Below are 26119 nucleotides of genomic sequence, written 5' to 3'. Positions count from 1 at the left end.
GAACGATGAAGAAAAGTGGGTGGGTCAGGATCGCCGCAAGACGATCGACCGGGACGAGACGAACGTCATCCACCGCGACCGTACGGAGACCGTTCATCGCAACGAGAAGATCACGGTACACGGCTGGCGCACCGAAGAAGTCGATGGCGACGAGACGATCACCATCCACTCCAACCGCAAGGAGCGGGTCGATCACGACGAGACGATCTCCATCGGGGACAACCGCCGGGAAGACGTGGGCATCGACGAGACGGTGTCCATTGGCAAGAACCGCACGAAGCGCATCGGCAGCAATGAGAAGGACAGCATCGGCAGCAACTGGTCGATCAAGGTCGGCAAGATGAAGACCGAGACCGTCGGCATGGTGGCCCTGCAGAACGTGGGCGTGGCCAAGATGATGAACATCGGGCTGGCCTACAGCGTGAACATCGGCGGCGTGCGCAACGACCTCGTGGGCGCGAACTGGAGCCGCACGGTGGGCGGCAGCGACACGCTGAGCGTGGGCTCGGACCGCCAGGCGAGCGTGGGCGGCTCGGACAGCCTGGAGGTGTCGGGCGCGCTCACGGTGAAGGCCAAGACCATCACGCTGGAGGCAGGCGAGGAGCTCACGCTCCGCTGCGGATCGAGCACGGTGCGGCTCACGCCTGCGCTGATCGAAGTGCTCTCCTCGCTCGACAAGCTCAACTGCTAGAGCTGCGCTGCACGGCACGGATCTGAGTGATTGCCGCGCGCTCCGCCCACCCGCGGCGCAGCACCATTTGCAGACCGTGCACGGTGGGTTGTCTGCGCGAGCAAAACGATAACTAGACATCAAGGGGAAGAAGAATGAGCGGCAAACCCGCAGCCCGGCAGGGCGACTTGACGAAAAAGGGCGGCCCGATCGTCCAGGGATCGGCGACGGTGCTGATCGGCTCGGCGGGCGGCGTGGCGTGTTCGGAATGCCCGGAGGGATGGCGGTGGGCAGCCCGGTGAACCCATCGCTGGGCGCGAAGGTACTCACTGGCAGCGATGAACTGGACTTCGCCCTGCCCGGTCCGCTGCCGCTGGCGTGGCAGCGCGTCTACAGCAGCTATGTGAACGCGGAACATGGCGCGGCGTGCGGGATGCTGGGTTATGGCTGGAAACTTCCGCTGGAGTTGCGGGTGGTGCTGCAGGACGAGCGCGCGGTGCTCTTCGATGCCTCGGGGCGGGCGATCACGTTCGAAGAGGCGCTGGAGCCGGGGCAGGCGCTCTACAGCAGCAGCGAAGACTTGTGGTTGCTGCGTGGCGGCGGGATGTCTGTGGCGAACCAACCAGCGACCAACGGCTGCGCCCCGGACGCCTCCAGCGCGTCCAAATACACGATTGCGGCCGAACTTCTGCCCTGGACGCAGCAGCCGCGGTGGTCGCATGTGCCTGCCGTGCTGCGCGCGGACCCCAACTGCTTGATCGCCGCGCCGGGCGCTGCCGGTGCGGGCGCAACGGCGACGGCCTGGGTGTTCCTGCCCGCCCGGACTGCAGTCCCCAGTGCCCCGGCAGGCGCCGCTTCGGGCCATGTGCTGCACGCCGTGATAGACCGCTTCGGCCGCAGCCAGCGATACCAATGGGGTGAAGAAGGGCTGTCGCAAGGCCGCGTCGTGGGCATCACCGATGGCAGCGGACGCCGCTATGCGCTGCGCTACGAGCGCATCGCGCCGGATGCCACTGCGGCCCGCCAAACCGGCAAGCAGGACGCGTCAGCCAGTGGCGTTCGCAAACCCTCCCTCCATCCACTGCTGCAACCCGACGACGGCGTGCGCCTCGTGGGCGTGGACTGCACGTTCAACCCGCCGGACCCCAGCGTGGTGCCCGGCACGGCCCCGCGCCCGCAGCCGCTGGTGCGCTACCGCTACGACGGCGCCGGCAACCTCGCCGAAGTGCTGGGCCAGGACGGCACGGTACTGCGCCGCTTCGGCTACGACGCCTGGCACCGCATGACGGAGCACCAGGCGCGTCAGGGCCCGCGGCACCGCTACGTCTACGAAGACCAGACCGCGCAGGGAAGGCGCCAGGGGCTGGCCCCTCGCCCGGGGGCACGCGTTGCAGAGCAGCACAACGAGGAGGGGCTGTCTTACTTCTTCGAATACAGCGAAGCGCCTGCCATCACCCACGAAGGCCCGGCGGGCCCGGTGCTCAGCAACACCGTGGTGCGCGACAGCCTGGGCCGCACTACGACCTATCACTTCGAGGGCGAAGGCGGACTTAAACGCCTCGTGCGGCTGACAGGCCCGGACGGCGCCGAGCAGAGCTACCGCTACGACAGCGCCGGCCGCAGGCTGTCGGCCACCGATGCGCTGGGCCGCACTACGTGGTGGCGCTACGACGGCGCAGGCCGGCTGTTGGGCGTGCAGGGTCCGGATGGCCGCAGCACCCAGCAGCACTGGGGTGCGGCGGGCAGCACGCAGGATGGCTTGCTGCTGGCGAGCCAGGACGCCGCAGGCCTGCGCACGCAGTACCGTTATGACGACTGGGGGCGGCTTGTGGAAGTGGCGATGCTGCCGGCCGGCGGGACGGACGAGGCAGCCACGCGGCAGGCCCTCACCACCCGCTTCGAGTACGTTCAACCCCAGCAGGATGCTGACACCGGCACCATAGCCTTCCCACCGCACACGCTCGCTTGGTGCGACCAACCCGTAGCGGTGATCGACGCCCAAGGCGGTCGCAGCCAGTACGCCTACCACGCCTGCGGCCAACTCACGCGCCACACCGACTGCTCCGGCCGCAGCCAGTCCTGGCGCCACGGCGCCTGGGGCGAGGTGGTGGAGGCCGTGGATGCCCTGGGCCAGCGCACGCAATGGCACCACGCGATGCAGCACGGCGCGCTGCGGCTGGTCGGCGTACAGCACCCGGGCAACACGGCGGTGCGCTACCGCTGGACCGAGGCCGGCCGGATGGCGGCCGTCACCCACGGCACGCACGACGTGCTGGAAGCGACAGGCGAGCCCGCGGGCACCAGCACCAGTACCACCATCACCTACCGACATGACCTCTGGGGCCGGGTGGTGGAGCAGTCGCAGGCGGGCCGGGGCGTGCAACTGCGCTACGACGTGGCTGGACGGCTGCAGGAACTCGTCAACGAGAACGGCGACGTGACGCGCTTCGTGCACGATGCGGCCGACCGGCTGGTGCAGGAAGTGGGCTTCGACGGACGCAGCCAGGTGTACGGCTACGACACGGCGGGCCAGCTCACGCACACGGGCGATGGGCACGGCGCGGGCCACCATCCGGCAGCCGGCGCGATCACCGGTGCGACAACCGGGCCGGAGATGGGCGCGGTGGTGCGCGCGCGCATGCACTACGACCTCGCAGGGCGGCTGGTGGCACGCGTGGCCGTGCGGTTGCCGGCGCCGGGGGCGTCGGCCGGTACCGGCGCCAAACCCGCAGGCGATGGTGCCGAGAGCCCCGCAGCCGATGCGCACGCCGTGCTGCAGATCCAGCGCTTCGTGCATGGGCCTTCGGGCGGCCTGATGCAGGCCAGGTCCTGGCAGGCGGAGCTGCCCCACATAGTGGCTCTGATGGCGGCTCCCATGGCGCAGCCCGCGGCGTCGGCACCTGGGCAAGAGGGCGCGGCCGGCCGACTGATGCCATTGGCCGAGCGCTGGCTGTCGCTCGATACCCCGCCGCTGCAGGCCCTGCTGGAGCGGCCCGGCGATCCGTCCACCGCCGAAGTGTCCAGCGCCCTGCAGGCCCATCGATTGGCGATGGACAGCCGTGTGGCGCTCGCGCGCGATGCCTTCGGACGTGTCTGCGGAGAAACCCAGACGCTGTACAGACAGGCTGGCACGCCGCCAGCACAGGCCGGGGCCGAGCCGCCCATCGAGTTCGAGCACACGATCACCCACACCCTGGGCCCGCTGGGTCAGCGCATTGCGACACATACGCAGGGCCTGGGCACGCTGCAGTGGCTGGCTTACGGATCGGGCCACGTGCACGGGCTGCTGCTGGACGGCCAGCCCGTGGTGGACTGGGAGCGCGACGCACTGCACCGCGAAGTGGGGCGCACGCTGCACATCCTGGAAGACAACGAAGGTCTTCCGGCGATCGTGCATACACGGCAACTGGATCCAATGGGCCGGATGCTGCGCCAGGACTGGCGCGGCCTGCGCCATGGGGCGGCCATGCCTGCGGCCTCGGCCACCGGCTCCGAGACGGGGCCTTCGTCCGCGGCAGGCCGCATCGCACCAGCCCAGGGGCCACTCTCCACGCTGGCGCAGCGGCGCTATTCGTACGATCCGCTCGGCCAGCTGGTGGGCGTGCAGACGCCCGGCGAGGCCACGCGCTACGGCTACGACGCATGGCAGCGCCTGACCGGGCTGCACCGCGCCGGACAGGGCGTGCCGGAAATGCAGGAACACTGGGCGCTGGATGCTGCCGGCAACCGCCTGCCCACAGTCTTGGATGCACGCGCGGCCGGGGTCTCCAACGCCGAGCGGCAGGACTGGGAGCAGCAGGTGCGCGAGAACCTGCACGATGCGGGCTTCGACCTGCTGCGCGCGGGCGATGGGGGCGGTGAGGTTGCAGGCCCGGTCACGCGCTGGCCGGGCAACCGCATCGGCTGGAGCGCGGCCCGTCGGCCGGACGATGGTAAGGGCATCGGCACCACCCGCTACCGCTACGACGCCTTCGGCAACCGCATCCAGGCTCTCTTCCCCGATGGGCGTGCGCAGCAGTTGCGCTACGACGCGCTGCATCAGTTGAGAGAGGTATGGCAGCGTGATGGCGCGGGCAGCCCGTGGCACCAGATAGCCAGCTACCGTTACGACGCGTTCGGACGGCGACTGGGCAAGACGGTCCATCAGCGCACAGGTCTGGAAGGTTCAGCCACCTATGCCGGCTGGGATGCCGACAGACTCGTGCACACCGAAGGTTCCGCAGGGCTCGTTCACACGCTTTACGAGCCTGATTCCTTCGTGCCGCTGCTGCGCCTGGAGCGTGAGAGGGCCATTCCCTCCGCCATTCAGACGCTGCTTGCGCCGCCAGAAGATGAGGATATCGAGGAAGGCAGTGGGCAGCCTGCAGATCTCTTCGCGGCACTGCCTCGCTCACAGCGGGAGCTGTTGGAAAACACCCTGGCTGCAGCCCTTGCTTCAGGCCATGGCGCCCTGACCGCGCCGCAGTTGCCTGTCGAATTAAGGACCATGCTGGCGGCTGGCTTGGATGAAATGCGCCATCGGCAAGCAACATTCACGAAGGCTCACTCCACTCGTATCCGCCACATGCTTTGCGACCATCTGGGTACCCCCATCGCGCTCGTGGACGCCAACGGTTTCGACGCAGGCTTAGTCACCTGGGCCGCGACGCACCACGCCTGGGGTTCGGTTCGTGAGGAATACGATCCTCACGGTGCGGAGCAAGCCATCCGTTTCCAGGGACAGCAACTCGACTCCGAGACGGGGCTGCATTACAACCGTTTTCGATACTACGATCCCGAGGTGGGTCAGTACGTGACCCAGGATCCGATTGGATTGAACGGAGGAGTGAATAAGTCTATATATCCCGTAAATCCTAATTCAAAAATAGATCCTCTCGGCCTAAAGGATAAAGAAGGCGGCTTCTTTTCCAATCTGTTCGGTTGGGGTGGCAAAGCCAGTTCCACCAAAGACGCAATAGATGTTGGAAAAATGATGATTGAAAACAAGAAAATGGAAAAGGAAATAAGAAAGTTAGAAGCTCATCTGGAAGATTGCATTCTTAAATCACCTACATGCCGAACTGAAGAGATGCAGAAGACCGAGGATTCTATAAATGAATTGAGGAAAAATATGTTGAAAAACACAGCCGAGATCACAAAGGTAATGATGGAAACACCGGGAACCTCTGCTGGAGGACCTATACATATACCTGGAATGAAGCCTTGAAAAAAAACTTATTACCTTACCTTTGGTTTGCTGCGATCGGTATTTTGCTGGCGCACCTGTTTTTTCTGCTTATGAGCAAAATCCCCTCCCTGGAATCGCTTGTGCCAGCTGAGCGTTGCGTGAAATCGGCTTACAACGTGGATAATGACAGAAAGCGGATTTCGATAAACTGTGTCGATTATCGCGACAAAGTTCATACAGTTGTTGTGAGAAAATTCGAAGTCGAAGAAGATATAGAAAAGATGAAGGCGGCATTCAAAAATGGGGCGGATCTGGAGGGGTTTTCTTGCACTAGGCTAAATGGTCTGGATGCTTGTTTTTCTGCCAAATATAAAATAATGGTCTCATCTATCAATGAAGAGTCTGTGGTCTTCTATGTTTTACAATTTAATAAAAATTTAAGGCCGAATTAGGTAATTTGCTGCCGGTTAGCCTGCGGACTAAAAACATCCAACAAAAAAGCATCCACTCAGGCCCATCCTACGCGCATTCATCATATTCTTGTGACCATCTGGACACGCCCATCGCCCTCGTGGGCGCCAACGGCTCACAAGCAGGCATGGTGACTTGGGCGCGACTTACCACGCCTGGGGTGTTGTCGCGAGGAATACGATCCGCACGGTATCGGCAATCTACGATCCGGCGCTGGGTCAATACCTAACGCAGGATCCCATCGGTCTTGCCGGTGGTTGGAACAGTTTTTCATACGTAAAGTCCCCAACCACGCACATCGATCCTTACGGTCTTACCGATATTTCCACTCCCGAGGTCGCGAATCAAGATGGGAGAGGAAGCTCAATTAACAAAATCATTGGCGCGAAGAAGGGTGGAGATAGGATCGCCAACGGCGCGCGAAAAATGGAAGGGGCGAATAAAAAGGAAGAGGAAGTGCTTGACTGTTTGATGGCTGGCCCGACCTGCAAAAAAAAGCACTGATGAGTTGGAGGCGATGACTGACTCTGCGAAAAAAGAAAGAATTCGAGGGATCAAAGAAATAGGGCAAGGCTCGGTTGAAGTATACAAAGGAACACCTGGGACGTTAGGGAACGGCATTCCCGGAGGACGGATACCTAAACCATGAAAAATTGCTGCTTACTGGTCTGCTATTTTTATCTTTCTTATCGGTGGCTGAAAATTCACCTGGTCAGGACGATAGGGTATTAATTCTTGGACGCGAGGTGGTATTGCCGACAGGCTGCGAAATAACCGATGTCAAGAATAAATTCATTTGTACAGATAAATTTGGAAGCGAGCATGTTATCGGATTTGAAGAGGGTGCGAAGTTTGAGAGTGTAATCAAAAAAAACCACCAAGCCGCCGTCTTTGATCAGCAGGTTATGAAAACCGACTATGGATATTATGTTCAATACATCGCAAAAAAAAGCGGCCGGCAGTATAATTTTATATACCTGGAAAAAGAAAAGTTAGTGTTTTTCGGCAGCGACCTAACATTGGTTTACGCATTTGCGAGGCTTTGTTGCACGAACGCAGCCAGTAGAGCTGGAGGCCTGGGCCGATGAGCGAACCCAAAGTGCGCAAGCCGTGCTATGAGGCAACGAATTGACTGACATACAGTGCCGCGTTCACAGCGAAGGGAACACTGACGATCTGGCTGGACAAGGAAGTTCAGTGATACAGGAGCCTCTCAAAACCTCCAGAGTGTGAGTTGTGATGCAATCAGATAGCGCCATTTTCGTATTGGATAAGTTTTTTTCCAAATGTCCTCGCCCTCTGGTATTTAACTCTTATACCAAGGAGGATGATGAATTTTTGCAGCATGATCGGTTGCTGAAGTCGAGAACACCAGATTCTTTGTCTAGAGAGGACTTGGGGACCGTTGGTTGGAATCCTATAGGTTGCATGAATGTGGAAGGTTGGAGATATTGGCTTCCAACTCTGGGAAGAATTGCGCACACTACCGAAACAGCCGACAGAGGCTTCTTTTTTGGGGACTTGCTCGCCTATTTAAAAAATCCGGATGAGAACAAGGCGTTTTGAGCTTAAAAGCGTACGAAAGAGTTGCTGTATTGAATTTTCTTCGGGAATCAATTCCTTTTGTGAGGGGAAATCTGGAGCCAGAAGTGGAAGTGGATTGCGAACTACTTCCCGTAATGAAGCAATGGGAGAAATTTTCCGAGGCCAATTCAAATTAGAGATGTATCATCATCGAATTTGATTGATTGAAAAATAATAAAGATGAAGGCTCGTGCGCACCAACCAGAATGCGCGTTCAACTGTGTCGAACTCGACGCCTACGACGGCGAGCTTCTGGTGGTGAGCGATCGCTGGTTCCTCGTCTTCGACGGAACCGCGTGGCGCCGCATCGACGATCCCGACAACGCAGACGTGCTGCGGCAGCAATGATCGTCACCCTCACCGACGCCACCCTCCACCCATCCATCACCCCTCTCCAGGCCCCCACCGCCGTGCCGCTGGCCCGGACGGAACCTGGGGCCTGAACACAACAACGCGGAGTCCGCCATGCATTCCGGTTTTGAAGCCCTGCCATCGCCCCTCACCGAACAACTTGGCACGCGCAGCCGCCTGGAATGGCTGCAACGGCTGCCGGAAGTGCAGGGCATGGCCCGCGACATGCTCTTTCGCGCGCGTGATGCGGAGCCCTACCTGCTGCATGCGGAAGACCATGGGCTGACGCTGGTCCTGCAGTGCCTGGACGCTGCTGCACCCGAGGGCGAGCGCCAATGGGGATTCCAGGGTTTCACGCTGGACGCCTCTGCCTGGAAGGGGCCGTGGTTCGACAAGGAGGGGCCGCGTCAGGCGCGGGCTGAGACGCTGATCGAACAGTTGGCGGAATCCCCCGAGGAGGTGATGCACCAGCACCCCATGCTCTGCTTCGCGGTGCGCGGCCAGGGCGGCCAGGGTGGCCAGACCTGGAGCGTGGTGGCCACGTTCGACTACGGCACCCGCTACCTGCAGACATTCACCCTGACGCGTGTGGGCGACTGGCGGACCGCTGCACCGGTGCCGGAGGCGCCGCCATCCGACGCGCATGCGGCGCCCCGGGAGCCGGACCCGCGCGACGGCCCGGCGCCGGTCTGCCGGTCGGGCACGCGCACGCCGAAGACGGGAGTGTGGGAAGGGCGTCTGCCGGCGCTGCATGCCCAGGCCCGCATGTTCGCTCAGGCCCCGCACCGCTTCGTGTTCAAGCAGGCGGGAGAGCCGATGGGCACACTGGGGCTGCCGCCGCAGGACGAGGCGCAGGTGGTGTGGATGTGGCTGCGCGGGCGGTAACAAGCAACGAGGGCTCCGCACCAGGACCACTTGTCAGACCCATGACCCACCAATTCCTGCACGACATCGCATCCAACCCCGCCAACGCCGCCAACGCCGCCATCCTCGCGCGCTGGAATGCCCTGGTGCCCGCGCTCCCGAACGCATGGCTCGTCGCCGGTTGCCTGTTCCAGACCATCTGGAACCTGCAGTCCCACCGCCCTGCAGATGCAGGCATCAAGGACTACGACCTCTTCTACTTCGACTACCAGGACCTGAGCGAGTCGGGCGAAAAAGCCGTGCAGGCCCATGCGGATTCCGTGCTGTCCGACCTGGGCATCACCGTCGAGGTCGCCAACCAGGCACGCGTGCATCTCTGGTACCCGCAGCACTTTGGGCGTCCCTGTCTCCCGCTCACTTCGTCCGAGGACGGAATCCGGCGTTTTCTCGTCCTCGAATCGTGCGTGGGTGTTCGGCCCGGCGAGTGCCACGCGCCACATGGAATCGATGGTATCTATGCCGGCACGCTGTCGCCCAATCCCCTGACCCCGTACCCCGAGCTGTTCGCGGCGAAGGTGGCGAGTTACCGCGCGCGGTGGCCGCACCTTCTGGCGAAAGTACCGGAGGCGCGCCGCATCTGATTCGGCCGTCCCGTCCTCTTCATCCCTCTCAATCCAACGTTCCCCCCTCCACCAACCGCACCACCAACGGATGCATCACCTTCCTCGCACTGAAGATCAGGTGAAACTGCTCCTGCACATCCGCCGTCGTCCCGACCGCCACCAGCCCGTGCGTGCGCGCCAGGTGCTCTCCCATCGAGTCCGGCGCCGGCATCACCCCCATGCCCGTGCTCGCAAACGTAGCGAGCAGGGCGCTGTCCTCGAATTCCCCCGCGATCCGCGGCCGGATGCGTTCGCGCTCCAGCCAGTGGTCGATGCGGGCCCGCGCGGCGGCGTGGCCGGTCGGTAGCAGCACGGGCACGGCGGCGAGGCTCTGGGGGAAATTCCGGGCTGCTGCTTCGGCCCATTGGGGCGGCGCGTACCAGGCGATGGGGCTGGTGCCCAGGAGCTGGCTGGTGGTTTTCAGGGCCGGGTTGGGCGGGGCGGGGCGGTCGGCCAGCACAGCGTCGAGCTTGTGCAGGGCCAGTTCGCCGAGCAGGGGCTGGAATTCGCCCTCGTGGCACAGCAGGCGCAGGTGGGGCGCGTCCAGCACGGGGGTGAGCAGGCGGTGCACTGCTACCTTGGCGATGCCGTCCGAAATCCCCAGGTTCAGCCGCAGTACGCGGCCGGTGGCGGCTTCTGCCACGCGGTGCTGCAGTTGCTCGCCCAGCGCGAAGATCTGGTCGGCCTCGTGCATGGCGGCCACGCCCGCGTCGGTGAGCACGAGGTTGCGGCCCTCGGCGCGCAGCAGGGCGGTGCCGAGGTCTTTCTCCAGCGAGCGCACCTGGGCGCTGATGGTCTGCACGGCCATGTCGAGCCGCTCGGCGGCGCGGGCCACGCCGCCTTCCTTGGCGACCACCCAGAAGTAGTAGAGGTGCCGGTAGTTGAAGCTCTGGCTCATGTTTTGTAGGACAACGAAGCGAAACAGTTCGCAAAAACCGAAGTGATCTTACGGCCGGGCTATCTTCCTTTCCGCGCCTGCAGGCCCGACAGTGCGGGTTCGTATTTCCTTTCGATTCCACCTGATTGACCGCCATGATGACCACCTACCGACTGTCCCTGGTGCCGCATGCCGCACCGCCGGGCGCCGAGCCAGCCGGGCCCGGCGCTTTTGTCGTTGTTCCAACGACCATCACTGCAATGCGCCGCGTGCGCCGGGAGGGCTGACGCCATGGTGGAAACCATCGGAACCCCCTGGATGTGGGCCGGCTTCGGCCTGTTCGTGGTCGTGGCGATCGCCATCGATCTGCTGGTCATGGAGCGCCAGGGCGCGCACAAGGTGACCATGAAGGAAGCGCTCACGTGGAGCGTGCTGTGGTTCTCGCTCGCGTTCGTGTTCGTCGCGATTCTCTGGTGGTACCTGGACGGCTCGCAGGGCCGGGAGGTGGCCAACACGGTATCGATGCAGTTCATCACCGGCTACCTGGTGGAGAAGAGTTTGTCGGTGGACAACATCTTCGTCTTCCTGATGATCTTCAGCTACTTCGCCGTGCCGGCGGAGTACCAGAAGCGGGCGCTGATCATCGGCATCATCGGCGCGATCGTGCTGCGCACGGTGCTGATCCTGGCAGGCGCCTGGCTGCTGGCCACGTTCCACTGGCTGCTGTACGTGTTCGGCGCGTTCCTGGTCATCACGGGCGTGAAGATGTGGATCGCCGCGGGGCAGGAGCCGGACATCTCCACCAACCCGGTGCTGAGGTTCCTGCGCAAGCGCATCCGCATGTCGGACTCGTTCGACGGCGAGAAGATGACCACGGTTGTTAACGGCGTGAAGCTGTTCACCCCGCTGTTCGTGGTGCTGATCATGATCGGCGTGACGGACGTGATCTTCGCGGTGGACAGCATCCCGGCGATCTTCGCGATCACGAGCGATCCGTTCATCGTGCTCACGGCGAACATCTTCGCGATCCTGGGCCTGCGTGCGCTGTACTTCCTGCTGGCCGATCTGGCGGACCGCTTCCACCTGCTGGCCTACGGCCTGGCGATGGTGCTGGTGTTCATCGGCGCGAAGATGCTGCTGATCGACCTCTACAAGATCCCGATCGGCTATGCGCTGCTGGTGACGGGCGCGCTGATCGCCGGCTCGATCGTGGCCTCGCTCTGGACGTCGCGCGGCAAGGACGGCGGTGGCGGCGACGGCACCCCGCCCCCCGCCCTGCCGGGCAAGGGCGCCTGAGCGCGGCCTGATCCGGAAAGACCGACACCATGGATCTGACGATGATCGAGGCCGTGATGGCCACCCTGCTCGCGGCGTTCGCGCTCACCACGTTCATGAGCTGGCGCGGCGGCAACGAGCGCCGCGACGTGGGCCTGCTGGCCGCCCTGACGGGCGCCTGGGGCGCCGCCACCGCGGTGGCGGTGGCCCTGTGAGTGCCGGGTCTGCCGGGGCGCTGGCCGGGCGGGTGGCGCAGCCGCTGGCGCGCGTGATGACCGGAGTGCGCCGCTGGCTGCGCCGGCAGGAGCCGGCCACCCGCGCGCTGATGGACCGGCCTTCGCTCGCACGGCTGCGCCCCTGGCTGGAGCGGCGCCAGCTGCTGTGCCTGCGCCGCGAGGCCCTGGCGCGCGGCGCGGCGGCGGGGCTGTTCTGCGGGCTGATCCCCGGGCCGCTGCAGATTCCGGCCGCGGTCGCCACCTGTGCCGCATTGCGCGGCAACGCGGTGGCGGGGGCGGCGGCCACGCTCTACACGAACCCGCTCACCACGCTGCCGCTCTATGCCCTCGCGTTCCAGGTGGGCGCCTGGGTGCTGCCGGGCGAGCAGCGGCTGCCGGCCTGGGAGGGCTGGTCCGCTTCGGGCGGTGTGGAGGCCATGGCCACGTGGATGCACGCATTGGGCGCGCCGCTGGCCGTGGGACTGCCGCTGCTGGCGCTGGCGTTTGCGGTGGCCGGGTATGCGGCGGTGCAGGCCTTGTGGCTGGTGCCGGTGTGGCATCGGGCGCAGAGGATGCGGTGAGGTTGCAACGCGGCGTTGGCCTTGGCCGCTGCGGATGCGGATGCGGAAAAGGTCGAGAACGCATGGTCCATGCGGGAAAGTACAGCCTGTGAGCGGCCTGAAATGCCTACACTGGAAGCTCTTCCGTGGGCGCCATTCGTCGCCGCGATTCGTCCGTTGCTGGAGAGCACGCATGCCGCTAGCCATCCGCCGTCCGCATCTGCCGTTGCCCGCATGGTTGCCTGTGGCGTCGTTGCCCTTGCCGTCGCGGCCGTCCAGGGCATCATCCGCGACTGCCACCACGGTCGTTGCCCTGCTGTCGCTGTTCGCGCTGTCGCCCGCGGTCCGGGCCGCGGGGCCGGCGGCGGCCCCGTCGGCCACTCCCGCGGCGGTGTGGACGAACTCCCTGGGCATGCCCTTCGTGCGCATTCCCGCAGGCAGCTTCCGCATGGGCAGCGACGAGCCGGTGGAACGCCTTGCGCGCGACTACCCGGGCATGGAGGCGAGCCGCCTTGCGTCCCTGGCCGACGAGGCGCCGGTGCACACCGTGCGCATCACCCGCGCGTTCTATCTGGGGCAGACGGAGGTCACGGTGGGGCAGTTCCGGCGGTTCGTGCAGGCCTCGGGCTACCGCGCCGAATCGGATGCCGACGGCACGGGCGGCTACGGCTACAACCCGGCCTACGATCCCGATAAAAGCGCACGCGGCGATGCCTTCGAGGGGCGCGATCCGCGCTATTCATGGCGCGATCCGGGTTTTGCGCAGGGCGACGACCATCCCGTGGTGAACGTCACCTGGCACGACGCGCACGCCCTGGCCGCCTGGCTGAGCGCCACCGAGGGCCACCGCTACCGGCTGCCGACCGAGGCCGAATGGGAATACGCCTGCCGCGCCGGCAAGGCCGCGCGCTACGGCCATGGGGACGACCCCGCCGCGCTCGCGCGCCATGCCAACACCTTCGACCAGGATGCCGCGCCCTACTGGCCGCGCTGGCAGGCCCAGGCCCTGCCGGGCCACGACGGCCATGCCTTCACCGCGCCGGTGGCGAGCTACCCGGCCAACGCCTTCGGGCTGCACGACATGTCCGGCAACGTGTGGGAGTGGGTGTCCGACTGGCATGCCGACGATGCCTACACGCGGTCGGTGCGGGACGATCCGCAGGGCCCGGCCACCGGCACCGTGCGCGTGCGGCGCGGCGGCTCGTGGCACACGTGGCCGCTGTATGCGCGCTGCACGTACCGCAACTGGAACAGTCCGGAGACGCGGTACACGCTGGTGGGGATGCGGCTGGTGCGCGAGGTGGACGTCAGGCCCGCCGCGCGCTGAACGCCGATACGGCAGCCAGCGCGATCAGCAGCGCGCCATACCCGAGCGCCGTGGCCTGCAGCCCGTACATCCCCGTGAGCAGGCCGGCCGCGATGGCGGGCAGGCTGAAGGCGAGGTAGCTCAGCACGAAGAAGCTGGCCATCAGGCCGGCCCGGTCCTGCGCGGAGGCCATGGGCACCAGGCAGCGCACGGCGGCGTTGAAGCCCGCGCCGAAGCCCAGGCCCGCCACCAGCGTGCCGCCAAAGAACGCCGCCGGGCTGTGCCAGGCCACGCCCGCGAGCGTGATGGCGAGGCCCAGTGCGAGCGCTGCCGCGCTGCCCTGCAGCACGCCGCGCGGCGGGCGTTGCCGCACGGCGCCGATGGCCAGCGCGCCGGGCAGCACGAGCGCGGTGATCAGCAGGCCGCCCACGAGCGGCGAGGCGCTGTGCGTGACCAGCCTGCCGAGCGACGGGCCGAGCGAGAGGTAGAAGCCGCCGAGCGCCCAGCCGGCGGTGCTGAGCGGCAGGATGCGCAGCAGCGGCGCCCGTGCGGGCTTTGGCACGTGCATGCTCGGCACCAGCGAGCGCCAGGCTCCGGGGCGGCGCGCCACGGTCTCGGGCAGCCAGAAGGCAGCGGCGCACTGCAGCGCGATCACCACCAGCAGCAGCTCGAACACCAGGTGGGTGGGCGAGGGCAGATACTGCACCAGCATGCTGGTGCCGAGCGCGCCGATGGCCATGCCGACCATGGGCGCCACGCTGTTCATGAGCGGGCCGCGCACGGGGTGCAGGTCCACCAGCAGGGCGCTGAGCGCGCTGGTCGCCATGCCCGTGGCCACGCCCTGCAGCACGCGCGCCGCGACCAGCCAGGCCACCGACTCGGCCCGCCAGAAGGCCAGCACCGCAACGAATTCCAGCGCCAGCGCCGCGATGACCACATTGCGCCGGCCCACGTGGTCCGACAGCGCTCCGAAGCACAGCAGCGCGGCGAGCAGCGCGAACGCGTAGCTGGAGAAGATCACCGTGAGGCTGAACGCCGAGAAACCCCACATCTCGCGGTAGATCGCGTACAGCGGCGACGGCGCGCTGGAGGCGGCGAGGAACATCATCAGCACGGACACCGCGAGCCACAGCGCTGCGTCGGGCCGGAGCCGGCGTGCGGGCCATGCCAGGGGCGTGGAAGAGGAGGCGGGCGTGAGGGCGGTGGGCATGGCTTTAACGCTAAGAAATTGCGTTAGCGGATTGTCGCACTAAAGCAAAGTCTTTGCTTTACGGCGCGTGGCCGCCGCTACCCTCTTCTAGAATGGCGGCATGACGACGTCCGAAGCCACCACCCGATTGCGCCCCGGCGGGCGCAGCGCCCGCGTGCAGGCCGCCGTGCACCAGGCCGTGCGCGACCTGACGGCGCTGCACGGCCGCGAAGTGCTCACCATTCCGCAGATCGCGGCGCGGGCGGGCGTCACGCCGTCCACCATCTACCGCCGCTGGGGCGATCTGGTCGAACTGCTGGCGGACGTGTCGATCGAGCGCCTGCGCGACGAGGCCGAGCCGCCGGACACCGGCAGCGTGCGCGGCGACCTGCTGGCCTGGGGGGAGCAGTTCCTGGAGGAGATGTCGTCCGAGCTGGGCCGCCAGGTGCTGAAGGACGTGCTCACCGCCAGCGGCTACGGCGACGGCTCGGCGCCCTGCCAGTGCCTGCAGATCACCGCCGGGCAGATCACCCTGCTGGTCGGGCGCGCGCGGTCGCGCGGGCAGGCGACGCCGTCGGTGGACTGCGTGCTGGACACGCTGGTGGCGCCGATCATTTATCGCCTGCTGATGGGAGCGGGCACGCCCACGGCACCGCAGGTGGAGCAGTGGGTGGATGCGTGCATGGCGCAGGCGGGGCAAGTGGGGCACGCGGAGGCGGCGCCGCGCGGCGCGCATGTCGCAGACGCCGTCGCCACGTAGCGCGGCGGCCCCTGTGCAGCGCCCGGCACGACCACCGGCCGTGGTGCCGCCGGCGTCAGAGCGCAGCCAGCGCCGTGCGCAGCTCCCGCTCGCCCAGGATCTCCGAGAACACCACCGGTTGCCGGCCGGGCGCCTGCAGCACGTAGACCGGCACGCCGCTGCGCCCGAGTTGCGCCAGCGCGGCGGTGATGGCGGGGTCGCGGCGCGTCCAGTCGGCGCGCAGCAGGGCCACGTTGCGGCCCGCGAATTCGCGCAGCACGGCGTCGCTGACGAGGGTGGTTTTCTTGTTGAACTGGCAGGTGACGCACCAGGCGGCGGTGTAGTCCACGAACACGGGACGGCCCTGGGCGAGCAGTTCTTCGGCGAGGCCCGGGCGCCAGGCCTGCCAGGCGGTGGCGTGGGGAGCGGCACCTGCCACGCCTGTGGCGCCGGGCGCGCCGGGAGCCGCGGCTGCCACCGCCGGCGGAGCCATCTCGACGATCTTCGGCACGGCCGCCACGGCCAGGGCCGCGAACACCACCAGCGAGAGCGGCGCCATCGCCCTGCGGGCGCGGCCTGCGAGCGTGAAGGCCCACACGACCATGCCGAGCGCCACGAGCAGCGCGAGCAGCGCGGCCGCGCCGTCGATGCCGCTCTGCTGGCCCAGCACCCAGACCAGCCAGACGACGGTGGCGAACATCGGGAAGGCGAGGAAGCGGCGCAGCGTATCCATCCACGCGCCGGGCCGCGGCAGGGCGCGTGCGACGGCGGGCACCCAGCTCGCGGCCAGATAAGGCAGGGCGAGGCCGATGCCGAGCGCGGCGAACACCGCCAGCGCCTGGGCCGCCGGCAGCGTGGCCGTCAGGCCGACGGAGGCGCCCATGAAGGGCGCCGTGCAGGGCGAGGCCACGGCGACCGCGAGCACGCCGGTCAGGAACGCGTCGGCCACCGGATGGCGGGCCTGCAGGCCCGCGAGGGAGGACGGCAGCATGCGGCCGAACTCGAACAGGCCCGAGAGGTTGAGCCCGATCAGCGTGAACAGCGCCGCCAGCGCCGCCACCACGGCCGGCGACTGCAGCTGGAAGCCCCAGCCCACGGCCTCGCCGGCCGCGCGCAGCGCCAGCATGGCGCCGCCCAGGGCCAGGAAGGAAAGCACCACGCCGGCCGTGTAGGCGATGCCGCCCAGCCGGTGGGCGCGCCGGTCCTGCCCATGGCGCGCGAAGCCGGCCACCTTGACGGCGAGGATCGGGAACACGCAGGGCATGAGGTTGAGCACCAGCCCGCCGAGCAGCGCGCCCAGCAGCGCGGCCGCCAGCACGCCGGCCGGAGCCGGGGTGGCGGGCGCCGCGGTGCCTGCCGCGGTCTGCTGCTGCGCCTGCTGTTCGTTCGCGCGCAGCGCGGCCTCCAGCGCCGGCGAAACGGTGGCGAGGGAGGCCGGCCGCGGCCAGCCGCCTTCGACCGGCAGCTCGGCGCGCCAGCCGCGGCCGTCCTGCGCCAGCACGACCGGCAGCGGCATGGGGCCTTCGCTGCGCTGCTCGGAGATCGGCACGCGCGCGGTCCACACGTCGCCCTGCCAGTCCTGCGTGCCGTCGGCCGCGGTTTCGATGATGCCGGGCGTCTCGGGGAAGAAGTCGAGCGGCTTGCCGCGCACCGATTCGGGCAGGCCGGCCACGGTGAGCACCAGCATGCCGCGCTCCACCCGCGCATGGCTGCGGGTGCCGCCGGCCGCCGCGGTGGCCGGCGGGGAGAGCGGTTGCGGATGGGCCTGCCGCGCCGCCTCGAAGTCCTGCGCCTGCATGGCCGTGGTGCTGGCGATGGGCAACTGCAGCGTGAAGCTGCCTTCCTCCGGAATGCACTCCTTGCGGCAGACCAGCCACGAGGCGTGCAGCGTGAAGGTGGCGTTGCGCGCGAGCGGCCCGGGCGAGAACGCGCCCGAGACGGTCATGGGCACGGGCAGCAGCAGGTTGCCTTCGTAGCCGTAGTTGGCCAGCGTGCCGATGGGGATCTTGCGCGGCACGGGCCAGGCGATCTCGCCCGCGTCGATGCCGGGCGGCAGCTGGCGCCATTCGAGCTGCGTGGGCAGGCCAGAGTCGCCCGGGTTCTTCCAGTAGGTGTGCCAGCCGGGCTGGTGCGCGATCGCGAGGCCCAGCCAGAGCGGCTTGCCCGGCCCCACGCCGTCGGGGGCGTGCGCCACCAGTTCGGCGCGCACGTGCGGCGTGGTGACGGTGCTGCTGCCGGCCGGCGCGCCGCTGGAGAGACCGGCGGCGGGCTCGGACAGCAGCTGGGCGGAAGCCGGCGCTCCCAGGGCGCAGGCGGCCAGGAGGGCGAAGGACGGCAGCAGGCGCTGCAGGAAGCGGACGGACATGGCGCGGTGTGGGAGCGGTACGGGCGGCTTTGGTTCCAGCGGGCGCTCAGGCCGCGAAGCCGAGCACCACGCGCCGGGCCATCGCGCCCTTCTTCTCGATCTTGGTGACGACCACCGCGCCGATCTCGGCGGTGTTGGCGACGTGCGTGCCGCCGCAGGGCTGCAGGTCGATCTGCGTCTGGCCGTCGGTGCCCACGCGCACGGTGCGCACCTGGCCGCTGCCGCGCGGCGGCTGCACGCTCATGCTCTTGACGAGGTCGGGCTGCGCGTCCAGTTCGGCATCGGTGATGGCGCCGATCGCCACCGGGTGCGCTTCGGCCACGAGCCGGGCGATGCCGGCGTTCAGCGCGGCGGCGTCCAGCGGGCCGTCCATGTGGAAATCCAGCCGCGCGGCGTCGGGCGTGACCGAGCAGCCGTTCACGGGCTGCGCCACCAGATGGCACAGCAGGTGGGTGGTGGTGTGGAAGCGCATCAGCCGGTGGCGGCGCTCCCAGTCGATGCGGGCCGTGACTTCTTCGCCCACGGCGGGCGGCTCGGCGCCGGGCGCCGGCACGTGCACGATGGCGGCCGTGGGCTTGCCTTCGGCATCCTTGCCCTTGCGCGTGTCGGCGATCGGCACCTCGCGCCCGTCGTCCCGCACCAGCACCCCGGCATCGCCCGCCTGCCCGCCGCCCAGCGGATAGAACACCGTGCGGTCGAGCACGATGCCGCCATCGGGCAGCACCGCGGCCACGGTGGCGCGGCATTCGCGCAGATAGGCGTCTTCACGGAACAGGTCGCGGGTGGGGGCGGAGAGGGCTTCGTCGTGGGTCATCCGGCGATGGTAGCGCTGTCGCCCTGCGCACCGCTCGCGCAGCGCCTCAGGGGGCTGTCAGCACCAGTTTCCCAATCGTCCGGCCGCTCTCGATGCGGGCGTGCGCCTCGCGCAGCGTGGCGGCCGAGAGCGGGCCCAGGGTGTCGGTGAGCGTGCTGCGCAGGCGGCCGGCGCGGGCGAGTTCCGCCACTTCGGCCAGCAACCGGCCCTGCGCGGCCATGTCCGGCGTGCCGAACATCGGGCGCGTGAACATCATCTCCCAGTGCAGCGAGAGGCTCTTGCGCTTGAGCGGCATCACGTCGAGCGAAGGCATGTCGTCGATCACCGCGATGCGGCCCTGCGGGCGCAGGCATTCCACGTACTGCGCGAGGTACTGCGGCGTGTGGGTGAGGCTGGCCACCGCATCGACCGCCTCGATGCCCAGGGCCGCGAGCTGCGGCGCGAAGGGCTCGCGGTGGTCGATGACCGCATGCGCGCCCAGGTCCAGGCACCACTGGCGGGTTTCCGGGCGCGAGGCGGTCGCCACCACGCGCAGGCCGGTGAGCTGGCGCGCGATCTGGATGAGCATCGAGCCCACGCCGCCCGCGCCGCCCACCACCAGCAGCACGGGGGCGTCGGCCGCGGGCGCCACCGGCGCGTGGGTTGACCCGGGATGGCGGGCGAAGCCCAGGCGGTCGAACAGCAGCTCCCAGGCGGTGATGGCGGTGAGCGGCACGGCGGCGGCTTCGGCATCGGTCCAGTTGGCCGGCGCATGGGCGGCGATGCGCGCATCCACCGCATGCAGCTCGGCATTCGTGCCAGGACGGTCGATGGCACCGGCATAGAACACGCGGTCGCCCACGGCGAAGCCGCGCACCTCGGCGCCCATCGCCTCCACCGTGCCGACCGCATCCCAGCCGAGCACCTTGGGCTGGCCGGCCTCGGCGGGCGCGGCGCTCGCGCGCACCTTGGTGTCCACCGGGTTCACGGAAACGGCGCGCACGCGCACCAGCAGGTCGTGCGGGCGCGGCACGGGCGCGGGCAGATCGGAGAAGTCCTGCAGGCCCTGGCCGGTGGCGGCATCCTGGGCATCGAGGGCGTGGGGAGTGAAATAGCCGACGGCTTTCATGGGGGAAGTCCTTTCTTGCGGGAAGTGGCAATGGCCTCGCGCGGCTCGCCCGGGATTGGTAGGGCGCCACGGAAGGGTTGCCCTGATTCTGGTGATTCAAAATACGGTTGATAAGCCGCCAGAAACCGCTATTACCTGCAAATGAAATTTGAAAATCTCTCCGATTTGCGCGTGCTGGTGGAAGCCGCTCGCGGCGGCTCGCTCACCGCCGCCGCGCGGGCGCTGGACGTGACGCCCGCGGCCGCCAGCGCCATGCTCAAGCGCCTGGAGGCGCAGGTGGGCGTGCGCCTGTTCGAGCGCTCCACGCGCGCGCTGCGCATCACCGCCCAGGGCGGCACGCTGCTGGAATACGCCGAACGTGCTCTGGAGCTGCTGGACGAAGGGGCGGGCCTGGCCCAGAGCGAGACCGGCGCGCTGCGCGGCACGGTGCGACTGGCCGCGCCCACCGATCTGTCGCGCGTGCTGCTGCCGCGCCTCGACCGGTTCATGGAGCGGCATCCGGGCGTGCAACTGGCGCTGTCGGCCAGCGACCGCCTGCACGACGTGCGGCGCGATGCGGTGGACCTCGCCCTGCGCTACAGCGCGGAACTGCCCGATTCGCAGCTCGTGGCCCGCGCGCTGCACCGCACCCGCCGCATCGCCTGCGCGGCACCGGCCTACCTCGCGCGCCACGGCAGCCCGCAGCACCCGTCGGAACTGGCCGCGCACCACTGCATCGCCATGGCCATCGCGGGCCGCCGCGAGGTGCGCTGGACCTTCGAGCGCGCGCCGGGCCACCCGCCCGAAACCGTGGGCATCACCCTGCGCGCCGACCGCAGCGTGGACGACGGCGCCCTGGCCCACGCCTGGGCGCTGGCCGGCAGCGGCATCGTCTACAAGTCGAGGCTGGACGTGCAGGCCCATCTGGACAGCGGGCAACTGGTGGAACTGCTGCCCGGATGGCTGGGGCAGGCCTACACGGTGTACGCGGTGCTGCCGAGCCAGCGGTTCGTGCCGGCGCGGGTGCGGGCGCTGGTGGAGTTTTTGGCGGAGGCGTTGGGAGAAGCGACCGCCCATGCCACGGCCGCAGTGCGGCGTGGCGCACCTGGGCATCAAATTCCTCAAGGCGGAAATGGGCAGGCCCTCAGCGATGCGGTCGCGACGAAAGCGGGAAGCACCGCCGCATAATGCCCCGCGACAGGTCGGGGGATGACACCCCTTGCCTTGTTCTCCTCCGCTCCTGGAATTCTTTCCACTCCTCCCGTGACCACCGTCCTGCTCCGCCTCCGCCGCCTGGCCCCGTGGGTCCTGGCGTGGTGGATGCTCGCCTTCGGCATGGCCGCCGCGTCGCCGCTGCTGCATCCGCAGAGCCTGCAGGTGGTCTGCAACGCGGCGGGCAGTGCCAAGCTGGTCGTCGTGCAGGACGACGGCAGCGGCCTGCGCGAGCTGGGCCAGCACGGCCTGGACTGCGCGCTGTGCCTGGCGGCCGGTGCGCCGCCGCCCGTGGTGGCGGCGCTGGCGGTGCCGATGGCGCAGCCGCTGGCGCATGCGCTGCGGCCGGTGGAGGCCGCGCGCATCGCGGCGCTCACGGGTGCGCCGCTGCCGGCGCGCGGGCCGCCGGCGCGGGCCTGACCGGCCTGCCTTCGGGCAGGACTGCCGCCTGTGATCCTTCCAGTCCCCCTCGGGGGGCTGCGCCGCGGCAGCGGTCTTCCCTCCCTTCCTCTCCCTTCCCGTTTTTTCTTCGTCGATTTTCCGCAAGGAGTGGACTGGCTCGCGGACGCGTGCGCACACGGTGCGCCCGATGTCCGCACGCGCCGGCGCGAGGCCGCGCGGCCGTGCCAGGGGCTTCCTGCACGAGGTGGATATGGACCGGCTTCATCGCAGTCATCGTGCTTCCCGTTCTTTTTCTTTTGCGCTCCTTCCCCTGCCGTCGCCTGCCGCGTGGGGCCGGGCCGCGCGCCGCGCGGCGCCGGCCGCGCTGGCGGCGCTGCCCGCCTTGGCGGCCTGGGCGCAGTCTCTGCCCGGTCCCGTCCCGGGCGACGGCACGGCGCCGCGCAGCGCTTCGGTGGACGCCAGCCCCGCGCTCACGCTCGGCACCGTGGAGGTGCGCGAGGGGCCGGGCGGCGCGCTGCCGGCGCGCAGCGTCTCCACGTCGGTGGACATCGTGGGCGGCGAGGTGCTGCAGGACGCACGCGTGGACCACACCTGGGAGCTGCTGGGGCGCGCGCCGGGCGTGCAGCTCACGCCGTTCCGGCAGGGCACGGACGCGGGCCGGTTCTCGTTCCGCGGCTTCAACGGCGAGGGCCGCGTGAATGCGGTCAAGCTGCTGATCGACGGCATTCCCTCGAACGACAACGCGGGCGGCATGCCGTTCCTGGACGCGGTGTTCCCGCTCGACATCGAGGCGGTGGAGGTGGTGCGCGGCACGAACGACCCGCGCTACGGGCTGAACAACATCGCGGGCAACGTCAACGTGCTCACGCGCACCGGCGGCAACGAGGGCCGCGCCACCATCACGGCGGGCAGCTTCGGCACGCGCGACATACAGGTGGTCAAGGGCATCGAGTCGGGGCCGTGGAGCCAGAACTACGGCGTGTTCTGGCGCACGGGCGACGGCTGGCGCGCACATGCGGAGGGCACCCAGCGCGCGCTGTCGGGCAAGTGGTTCTACACCGATCCGGACGGCGGCTGGCGCGTGGGGGCCACGGCGCGCGTGTTCCGCAATGCGGCGGATGAATCCGGCTACCTGACGCGCGCGCAGGCGCAGGCGCAGCCGCGCTGGTCGCCGCCGTGGTCGGCCTCGGACCGCAGCACGCGCGAGACGGGGCAGCTGGGCCTGCACTGGGAGGCGCAAGTGGCCGAGCGCCTGTCATGGACGGCGCGCGCCTACACCAGCCACTACGAGAACCAGCGCTGGGTGCAGTTCTCGCAGGCCGGCGTGCAGCAGGAGCGCGGCAACGACGAGGACCAGCGCGGCCTGTCGGGCGTGCTGACGTGGCGGCCCGTGGTGGCCTGGGCGCATGCCTTCACGCTGGAGGGCGGGGTGGATGCGCAGTGGCAGGGCAACACCGCCGGGCGCTGGCGCACCGCCGAACGCGTGCGCACCGCGCAGTTCCGCGACTGGGACTTCGACGTGCGCACGCAGGGGGCGTACCTGCAGGCCGTGGTGCAGCCGGTGGCCTCGCTGCGCATCGTGCCGGCGCTGCGCGTGGACCGGCTGGGCGGGGACTTCACCGACCGGCTGACGGGGCAGCGCTACGGCATGCACGATTACGGCACCATCCGCCAGCCCAAGCTGAGCGTGGCCTGGACGGCGCGCGAGGGGGTGACGCTGTATGCCAATGCGGGCCGCACCTTCCAGGTGGGCTCGGGCATCGATGCCTACCGCACGCAGGCGCGCGACCTGGGCCCGTCGATCAACGACGGCTGGGAGACGGGCGTGCGCTGGCAGCCCGCGCCGGGCGTGGAAGCCCGCGTGGCCACGTGGCAGCAGCGCGCATCCGGCGAGGTGGCGCGCGTGCTGGGCGTGGACGGCCTGCCCGATCCCGGCGGGCTGGGGAACGTGGGCCGCACGCGGCGCACGGGCTGGGACGCGCAACTCAATGCCCGGCTGGGCGCGCGCTGGACGGGTTGGCTCGCCTATTCGCACCAGGTGGCGCGCATCACCGTGCCCGATCCGTCCGCGCCCGCCACCGCTGGCCGCGAGGTGGAGAACGTGCCGCACTACTTGGCGAGCGCCGGCCTGCAGGTGCGTGCCACCGAGGTGCTGCGCCTGTCGGCGTCGGTGACTGCGCAGGGCGACTACTACCTGGATCGCACCAACACCCAGGGCCGCGCCGGACGCTACGCGCTGCTGGACCTCGGCGCGACCTGGCAGCTCACGCCCGCGGCCGACGTGCATGTGCAGGTGCGCAACGCGACGGATCGCCGCTATGTCTATGCGTGGTATGACAGCGGCTCCTCGGGCTATTCGCCGGGCGACGGCCGCAGCGTCGCGGTCAGCCTGGGCTGGAGGTTCTGAGCATGGCACCGACGATCGCGACCCCCGCCACGGCCCCCACCACGGCCCCCACCACGGCGGACACCGGCGGCGGCGCTTCCGCGCCCCTGCGCGCCGCGAGCCTCTACCGGGCGGTGTGGCGCTGGCATTTCTACGCGGGGCTGCTGGTGCTGCCGTTCCTCGCCTGGCTGGCGTTGACCGGCGGGGCCTACCTGTTCCAGCGCGAGATCGACGGATGGTTTCACCGCGACCTGCTGCGTGTGGAAACGCCCGTGCCCCCGGAGGCGGCCCGCCCGCCCGGCGTGCTGGTGGCGGCCGCGCTGGCGGCCCGGCCGGGGCAGTGGTTCCGCTACACGCCGGCCGCGGCGCCCGGCGACAGCGCAAGCGTGGGCATCGCCACCGCGGACGGGCAGCGCGTGGCCGTCTACGTGGACCCGGGCTCGGCGCGGGTGCTCGGGCAGTTGCCGGAGCGCGGCACGCTGTCGTGGCAGATCCGCCGGCTGCACAGCCTGAAGGTGATCGGCCCGGTGGCGCGCGGCGTGATCGAGATGGCCGCCGGCTGGGCCGTGGTGCTGGTGGCCACGGGCCTCTACCTCTGGTGGCCGCGCGGCCGCCGCGGCGGCGGCGTGGTGACGGTGCGCGGGCGCCCGGCGGAGCGGGTGTTCTGGCGCGATCTGCACGCGGTGCTGGGGCTGGGCGTGGGCGGCATCCTCGCGTTCCTGGCACTGACGGGCATGCCCTGGTCGGTGCTCTGGGGCGCGCAGGTGAACGCCTGGGCCAACGGCAGCCACTGGGGCTATCCGGCCGGCGTGCGCGTGCAGGTGCCGATGTCGGCCGTGCCGGTGGCGGACACGCTGGCCGTGCCGTGGAGCCTGCAGCAGGCGCGCGTGCCCGTGTCGTCACCCCGGGCGGCGGACGATGCGAAGGCGGGCGGCCACGAGGGGCATGGAGGCGATGGCGGACATGCGGGCCATGAAGGTCACGCGGGGCATGGAGGTCACGACGGGCATGAGGGGCATGGAGGCCCTGCGGTCGCCGGAGAGCACGAGGGCCATGGCGCCCCGGCCGCAGCGCCCGCCGGGCCGCAACCCATGCCGGCCGTGCCGCCGATCGGCCTCGATGCCGCCATGGCGGCGTTCACGCGGCTGGGGCTGGCACCGGGCTTCAGCGTGGCTGCGCCGCAGGGCGCTGGCGGGGTCTATACCGCCTCGGCCTATCCGGCCGATCTCGGCGGCCAGCGCGTGGTGCACCTGGACCAGTACAGCGGCCGCCCGCTGCTCGACATGGGCTATGCCGACTACGGGCCGGTGGCGCGCGGGCTGGAGTGGGGCATCAACGTGCATCTCGGGCAGCAGTACGGCGTGGCCAACCAGATCGTGCTGGCCGTGGCCTGCGCAGGCATCGTGCTGCTGTGCGCCGCAGGCGCGGTGGCATGGTGGAAGCGCCGCCCGGCCGGGAGCCTCGGCGTGCCGCCGCTGCCGGCGCAGCCGCGCGCGCTCTGGGTGGTGGCGGGGATGCTGGCGGTGGCCGGCGTGCTGCTGCCGCTGCTGGGGCTGTCGCTGCTGTGCATGCTGGCGCTGGACACCGCCTGGCAGGCGCGGCAGGCACGGCGCCGGCGGGCAGAGAAAGCGCAGGCCCCGCGGCGCTGAGACCCCCGAGTGCGCAGGCCGCGCCCGCCATGCGCGCGGGCGGCGGTAGGTCAGCGGCTCAGAAGGTTTCCCAGTCGTCGTTGTGGGAGCCCGACGCCTTGGCCGTGGCGCTGCCGGGCGCCGCAGCAGAGGCGGGCGCCGCAGGGGCGGCCGCCTGCGCGGGGCCTTTCGGTGCCGCGGGCGCGGAGAGCCCGGGCGCACCGCGCTGCGGGGCCGGGCTCTTGGCGTGCTGCAGCGCGGCCGAGGCCGCCCGCGCGGTATCGCGGCTGCGCGA

The 26119-nt window shown here is 68.8% G+C and carries 23 protein-coding genes and 2 pseudogenes; 19 read left to right on the top strand and 6 right to left on the bottom strand.

What is annotated here, in order from left to right; translation table 11 throughout:
- From Q9R47_RS23425 to Q9R47_RS23385, 9 genes and pseudogenes are all read left to right on the top strand, one after another.
- On the top strand, positions 1-691 hold a 691-nt coding region (locus Q9R47_RS23425), incomplete at its 5' end, for a bacteriophage T4 gp5 trimerisation domain-containing protein (RefSeq protein WP_404977206.1).
- Between the two features lie 134 nt (positions 692-825).
- Positions 826-5876: pseudogene (locus Q9R47_RS23420) on the top strand (RHS repeat-associated core domain-containing protein).
- Positions 5873-6289 (top strand): hypothetical protein, encoded by a 417-nt coding sequence (locus Q9R47_RS23415; protein WP_311235517.1) that lies wholly within the window; start codon positions 5873-5875, stop codon positions 6287-6289. Before Q9R47_RS23420 ends, Q9R47_RS23415 begins: the two are co-directional and overlap by 4 nt.
- 154 nt (positions 6290-6443) lie before the next feature.
- Positions 6444-6812: an RHS repeat-associated core domain-containing protein gene (locus tag Q9R47_RS23410; protein WP_311235516.1), complete on the top strand. Its 369-nt coding sequence runs from the start codon at positions 6444-6446 to the stop codon at positions 6810-6812.
- Positions 6813-7000: 188 nt separating this feature from the next.
- Positions 7001-7396: a hypothetical protein gene (locus Q9R47_RS23405; RefSeq protein WP_311235515.1), complete on the top strand. Its 396-nt coding sequence runs from the start codon at positions 7001-7003 to the stop codon at positions 7394-7396.
- Positions 7397-7547: 151 nt separating this feature from the next.
- Positions 7548-7874: a hypothetical protein gene (locus tag Q9R47_RS23400; RefSeq protein ID WP_311235514.1), complete on the top strand. Its 327-nt coding sequence runs from the start codon at positions 7548-7550 to the stop codon at positions 7872-7874.
- Between the two features lie 198 nt (positions 7875-8072).
- Positions 8073-8240: a hypothetical protein gene (locus tag Q9R47_RS23395; RefSeq protein WP_311235513.1), complete on the top strand. Its 168-nt coding sequence runs from the start codon at positions 8073-8075 to the stop codon at positions 8238-8240.
- 117 nt (positions 8241-8357) lie between these two features.
- Positions 8358-9128 (top strand): hypothetical protein, encoded by a 771-nt coding sequence (locus Q9R47_RS23390; RefSeq protein ID WP_311235512.1) that lies wholly within the window; start codon positions 8358-8360, stop codon positions 9126-9128.
- A 41-nt stretch (positions 9129-9169) separates the two neighbouring features.
- A complete protein-coding gene (locus tag Q9R47_RS23385; RefSeq protein WP_311235511.1) occupies positions 9170-9748 on the top strand; it encodes a nucleotidyltransferase family protein in 579 nt (192 codons plus the stop codon).
- 28 nt (positions 9749-9776) lie between these two features.
- Here Q9R47_RS23385 and Q9R47_RS23380 read toward each other — a convergent pair whose 3' ends face one another.
- On the bottom strand, positions 9777-10667 hold the full coding sequence (locus tag Q9R47_RS23380; protein ID WP_311235510.1) for a LysR family transcriptional regulator: 891 nt from the start codon (positions 10665-10667) through the stop codon (positions 9777-9779).
- Between the two features lie 134 nt (positions 10668-10801).
- Here Q9R47_RS23380 and Q9R47_RS23375 point away from each other — a divergent pair, with 134 nt between their 5' ends.
- The 5 genes from Q9R47_RS23375 (at position 10802) to Q9R47_RS23355 (ending at position 14023) form a co-directional block, all read left to right on the top strand.
- Entirely contained in the window at positions 10802-10933 is a 132-nt protein-coding gene (locus tag Q9R47_RS23375) for a hypothetical protein (protein ID WP_311235509.1), read from the top strand.
- Between the two features lie 4 nt (positions 10934-10937).
- Positions 10938-11942: a TerC family protein gene (locus tag Q9R47_RS23370; RefSeq protein ID WP_311235508.1), complete on the top strand. Its 1005-nt coding sequence runs from the start codon at positions 10938-10940 to the stop codon at positions 11940-11942.
- 29 nt (positions 11943-11971) lie between these two features.
- Complete coding sequence (locus Q9R47_RS23365) at positions 11972-12136, top strand: hypothetical protein (RefSeq protein ID WP_019702475.1); 165 nt, start codon at positions 11972-11974, stop codon at positions 12134-12136.
- Entirely contained in the window at positions 12133-12717 is a 585-nt protein-coding gene (locus tag Q9R47_RS23360) for a DUF2062 domain-containing protein (RefSeq protein WP_311235507.1), read from the top strand. The genes Q9R47_RS23365 and Q9R47_RS23360 overlap by 4 nt, the downstream gene beginning before the upstream one ends.
- Before the next feature lie 172 nt (positions 12718-12889).
- The gene (locus tag Q9R47_RS23355) at positions 12890-14023 is read left to right on the top strand and encodes a formylglycine-generating enzyme family protein (RefSeq protein ID WP_311235506.1); all 1134 of its coding nucleotides are present in this window, start codon (positions 12890-12892) and stop codon (positions 14021-14023) included.
- On the opposite strand, the gene Q9R47_RS23350 is transcribed toward Q9R47_RS23355, so the two are convergent.
- On the bottom strand, positions 14004-15212 hold the full coding sequence (locus Q9R47_RS23350) for an MFS transporter (protein ID WP_311235505.1): 1209 nt from the start codon (positions 15210-15212) through the stop codon (positions 14004-14006). The genes Q9R47_RS23355 and Q9R47_RS23350 overlap by 20 nt on opposite strands.
- Before the next feature lie 100 nt (positions 15213-15312).
- Between Q9R47_RS23350 and Q9R47_RS23345 the strand changes: the two genes are divergently transcribed.
- A complete protein-coding gene (locus Q9R47_RS23345; RefSeq protein WP_311235504.1) occupies positions 15313-15951 on the top strand; it encodes a TetR/AcrR family transcriptional regulator in 639 nt (212 codons plus the stop codon).
- Positions 15952-16006: 55 nt separating this feature from the next.
- Here the strand turns inward: Q9R47_RS23345 and Q9R47_RS23340 are convergent, their stop codons facing one another.
- Genes Q9R47_RS23340 through Q9R47_RS23330 form a run of 3 tightly spaced genes read right to left on the bottom strand, consistent with a single transcriptional unit; the run spans position 16007 to position 20217 of the window.
- On the bottom strand, positions 16007-18295 hold the full coding sequence (locus Q9R47_RS23340; protein WP_311235503.1) for a protein-disulfide reductase DsbD domain-containing protein: 2289 nt from the start codon (positions 18293-18295) through the stop codon (positions 16007-16009).
- Between the two features lie 46 nt (positions 18296-18341).
- Complete coding sequence (locus Q9R47_RS23335) at positions 18342-19109, bottom strand: alanyl-tRNA editing protein (RefSeq protein WP_311235502.1); 768 nt, start codon at positions 19107-19109, stop codon at positions 18342-18344.
- 46 nt (positions 19110-19155) lie between these two features.
- On the bottom strand, positions 19156-20217 hold the full coding sequence (locus Q9R47_RS23330; RefSeq protein WP_311235501.1) for a zinc-binding alcohol dehydrogenase family protein: 1062 nt from the start codon (positions 20215-20217) through the stop codon (positions 19156-19158).
- 141 nt (positions 20218-20358) lie between these two features.
- Between Q9R47_RS23330 and Q9R47_RS23325 the strand changes: the two genes are divergently transcribed.
- From Q9R47_RS23325 to Q9R47_RS23310, 4 genes are all read left to right on the top strand, one after another.
- On the top strand, positions 20359-21384 hold the full coding sequence (locus Q9R47_RS23325; protein WP_311235500.1) for a LysR family transcriptional regulator: 1026 nt from the start codon (positions 20359-20361) through the stop codon (positions 21382-21384).
- A gap of 75 nt (positions 21385-21459) precedes the next feature.
- Positions 21460-21828, top strand: a complete 369-nt coding sequence (locus Q9R47_RS23320) for a DUF2946 family protein (protein WP_311235499.1) — start codon at positions 21460-21462, stop codon at positions 21826-21828.
- Between the two features lie 232 nt (positions 21829-22060).
- The gene (locus tag Q9R47_RS23315) at positions 22061-24217 is read left to right on the top strand and encodes a TonB-dependent receptor (protein WP_311235498.1); all 2157 of its coding nucleotides are present in this window, start codon (positions 22061-22063) and stop codon (positions 24215-24217) included.
- 2 nt (positions 24218-24219) lie between these two features.
- Complete coding sequence (locus tag Q9R47_RS23310) at positions 24220-25845, top strand: PepSY domain-containing protein (RefSeq protein WP_311235497.1); 1626 nt, start codon at positions 24220-24222, stop codon at positions 25843-25845.
- Positions 25846-25903: 58 nt separating this feature from the next.
- Here Q9R47_RS23310 and Q9R47_RS23305 read toward each other — a convergent pair.
- Positions 25904-26119: pseudogene (locus tag Q9R47_RS23305) on the bottom strand (methyl-accepting chemotaxis protein); the annotation flags it as partial.

It is taken from the genome of Acidovorax sp. PRC11 (genome assembly GCF_031844105.1).
Lineage (GTDB): Bacteria > Pseudomonadota > Gammaproteobacteria > Burkholderiales > Burkholderiaceae_C > Paracidovorax.
The sequence above is the reverse complement of the archived record's forward strand: the minus strand, read 5'-3'. Positions and strand labels throughout refer to the sequence as shown.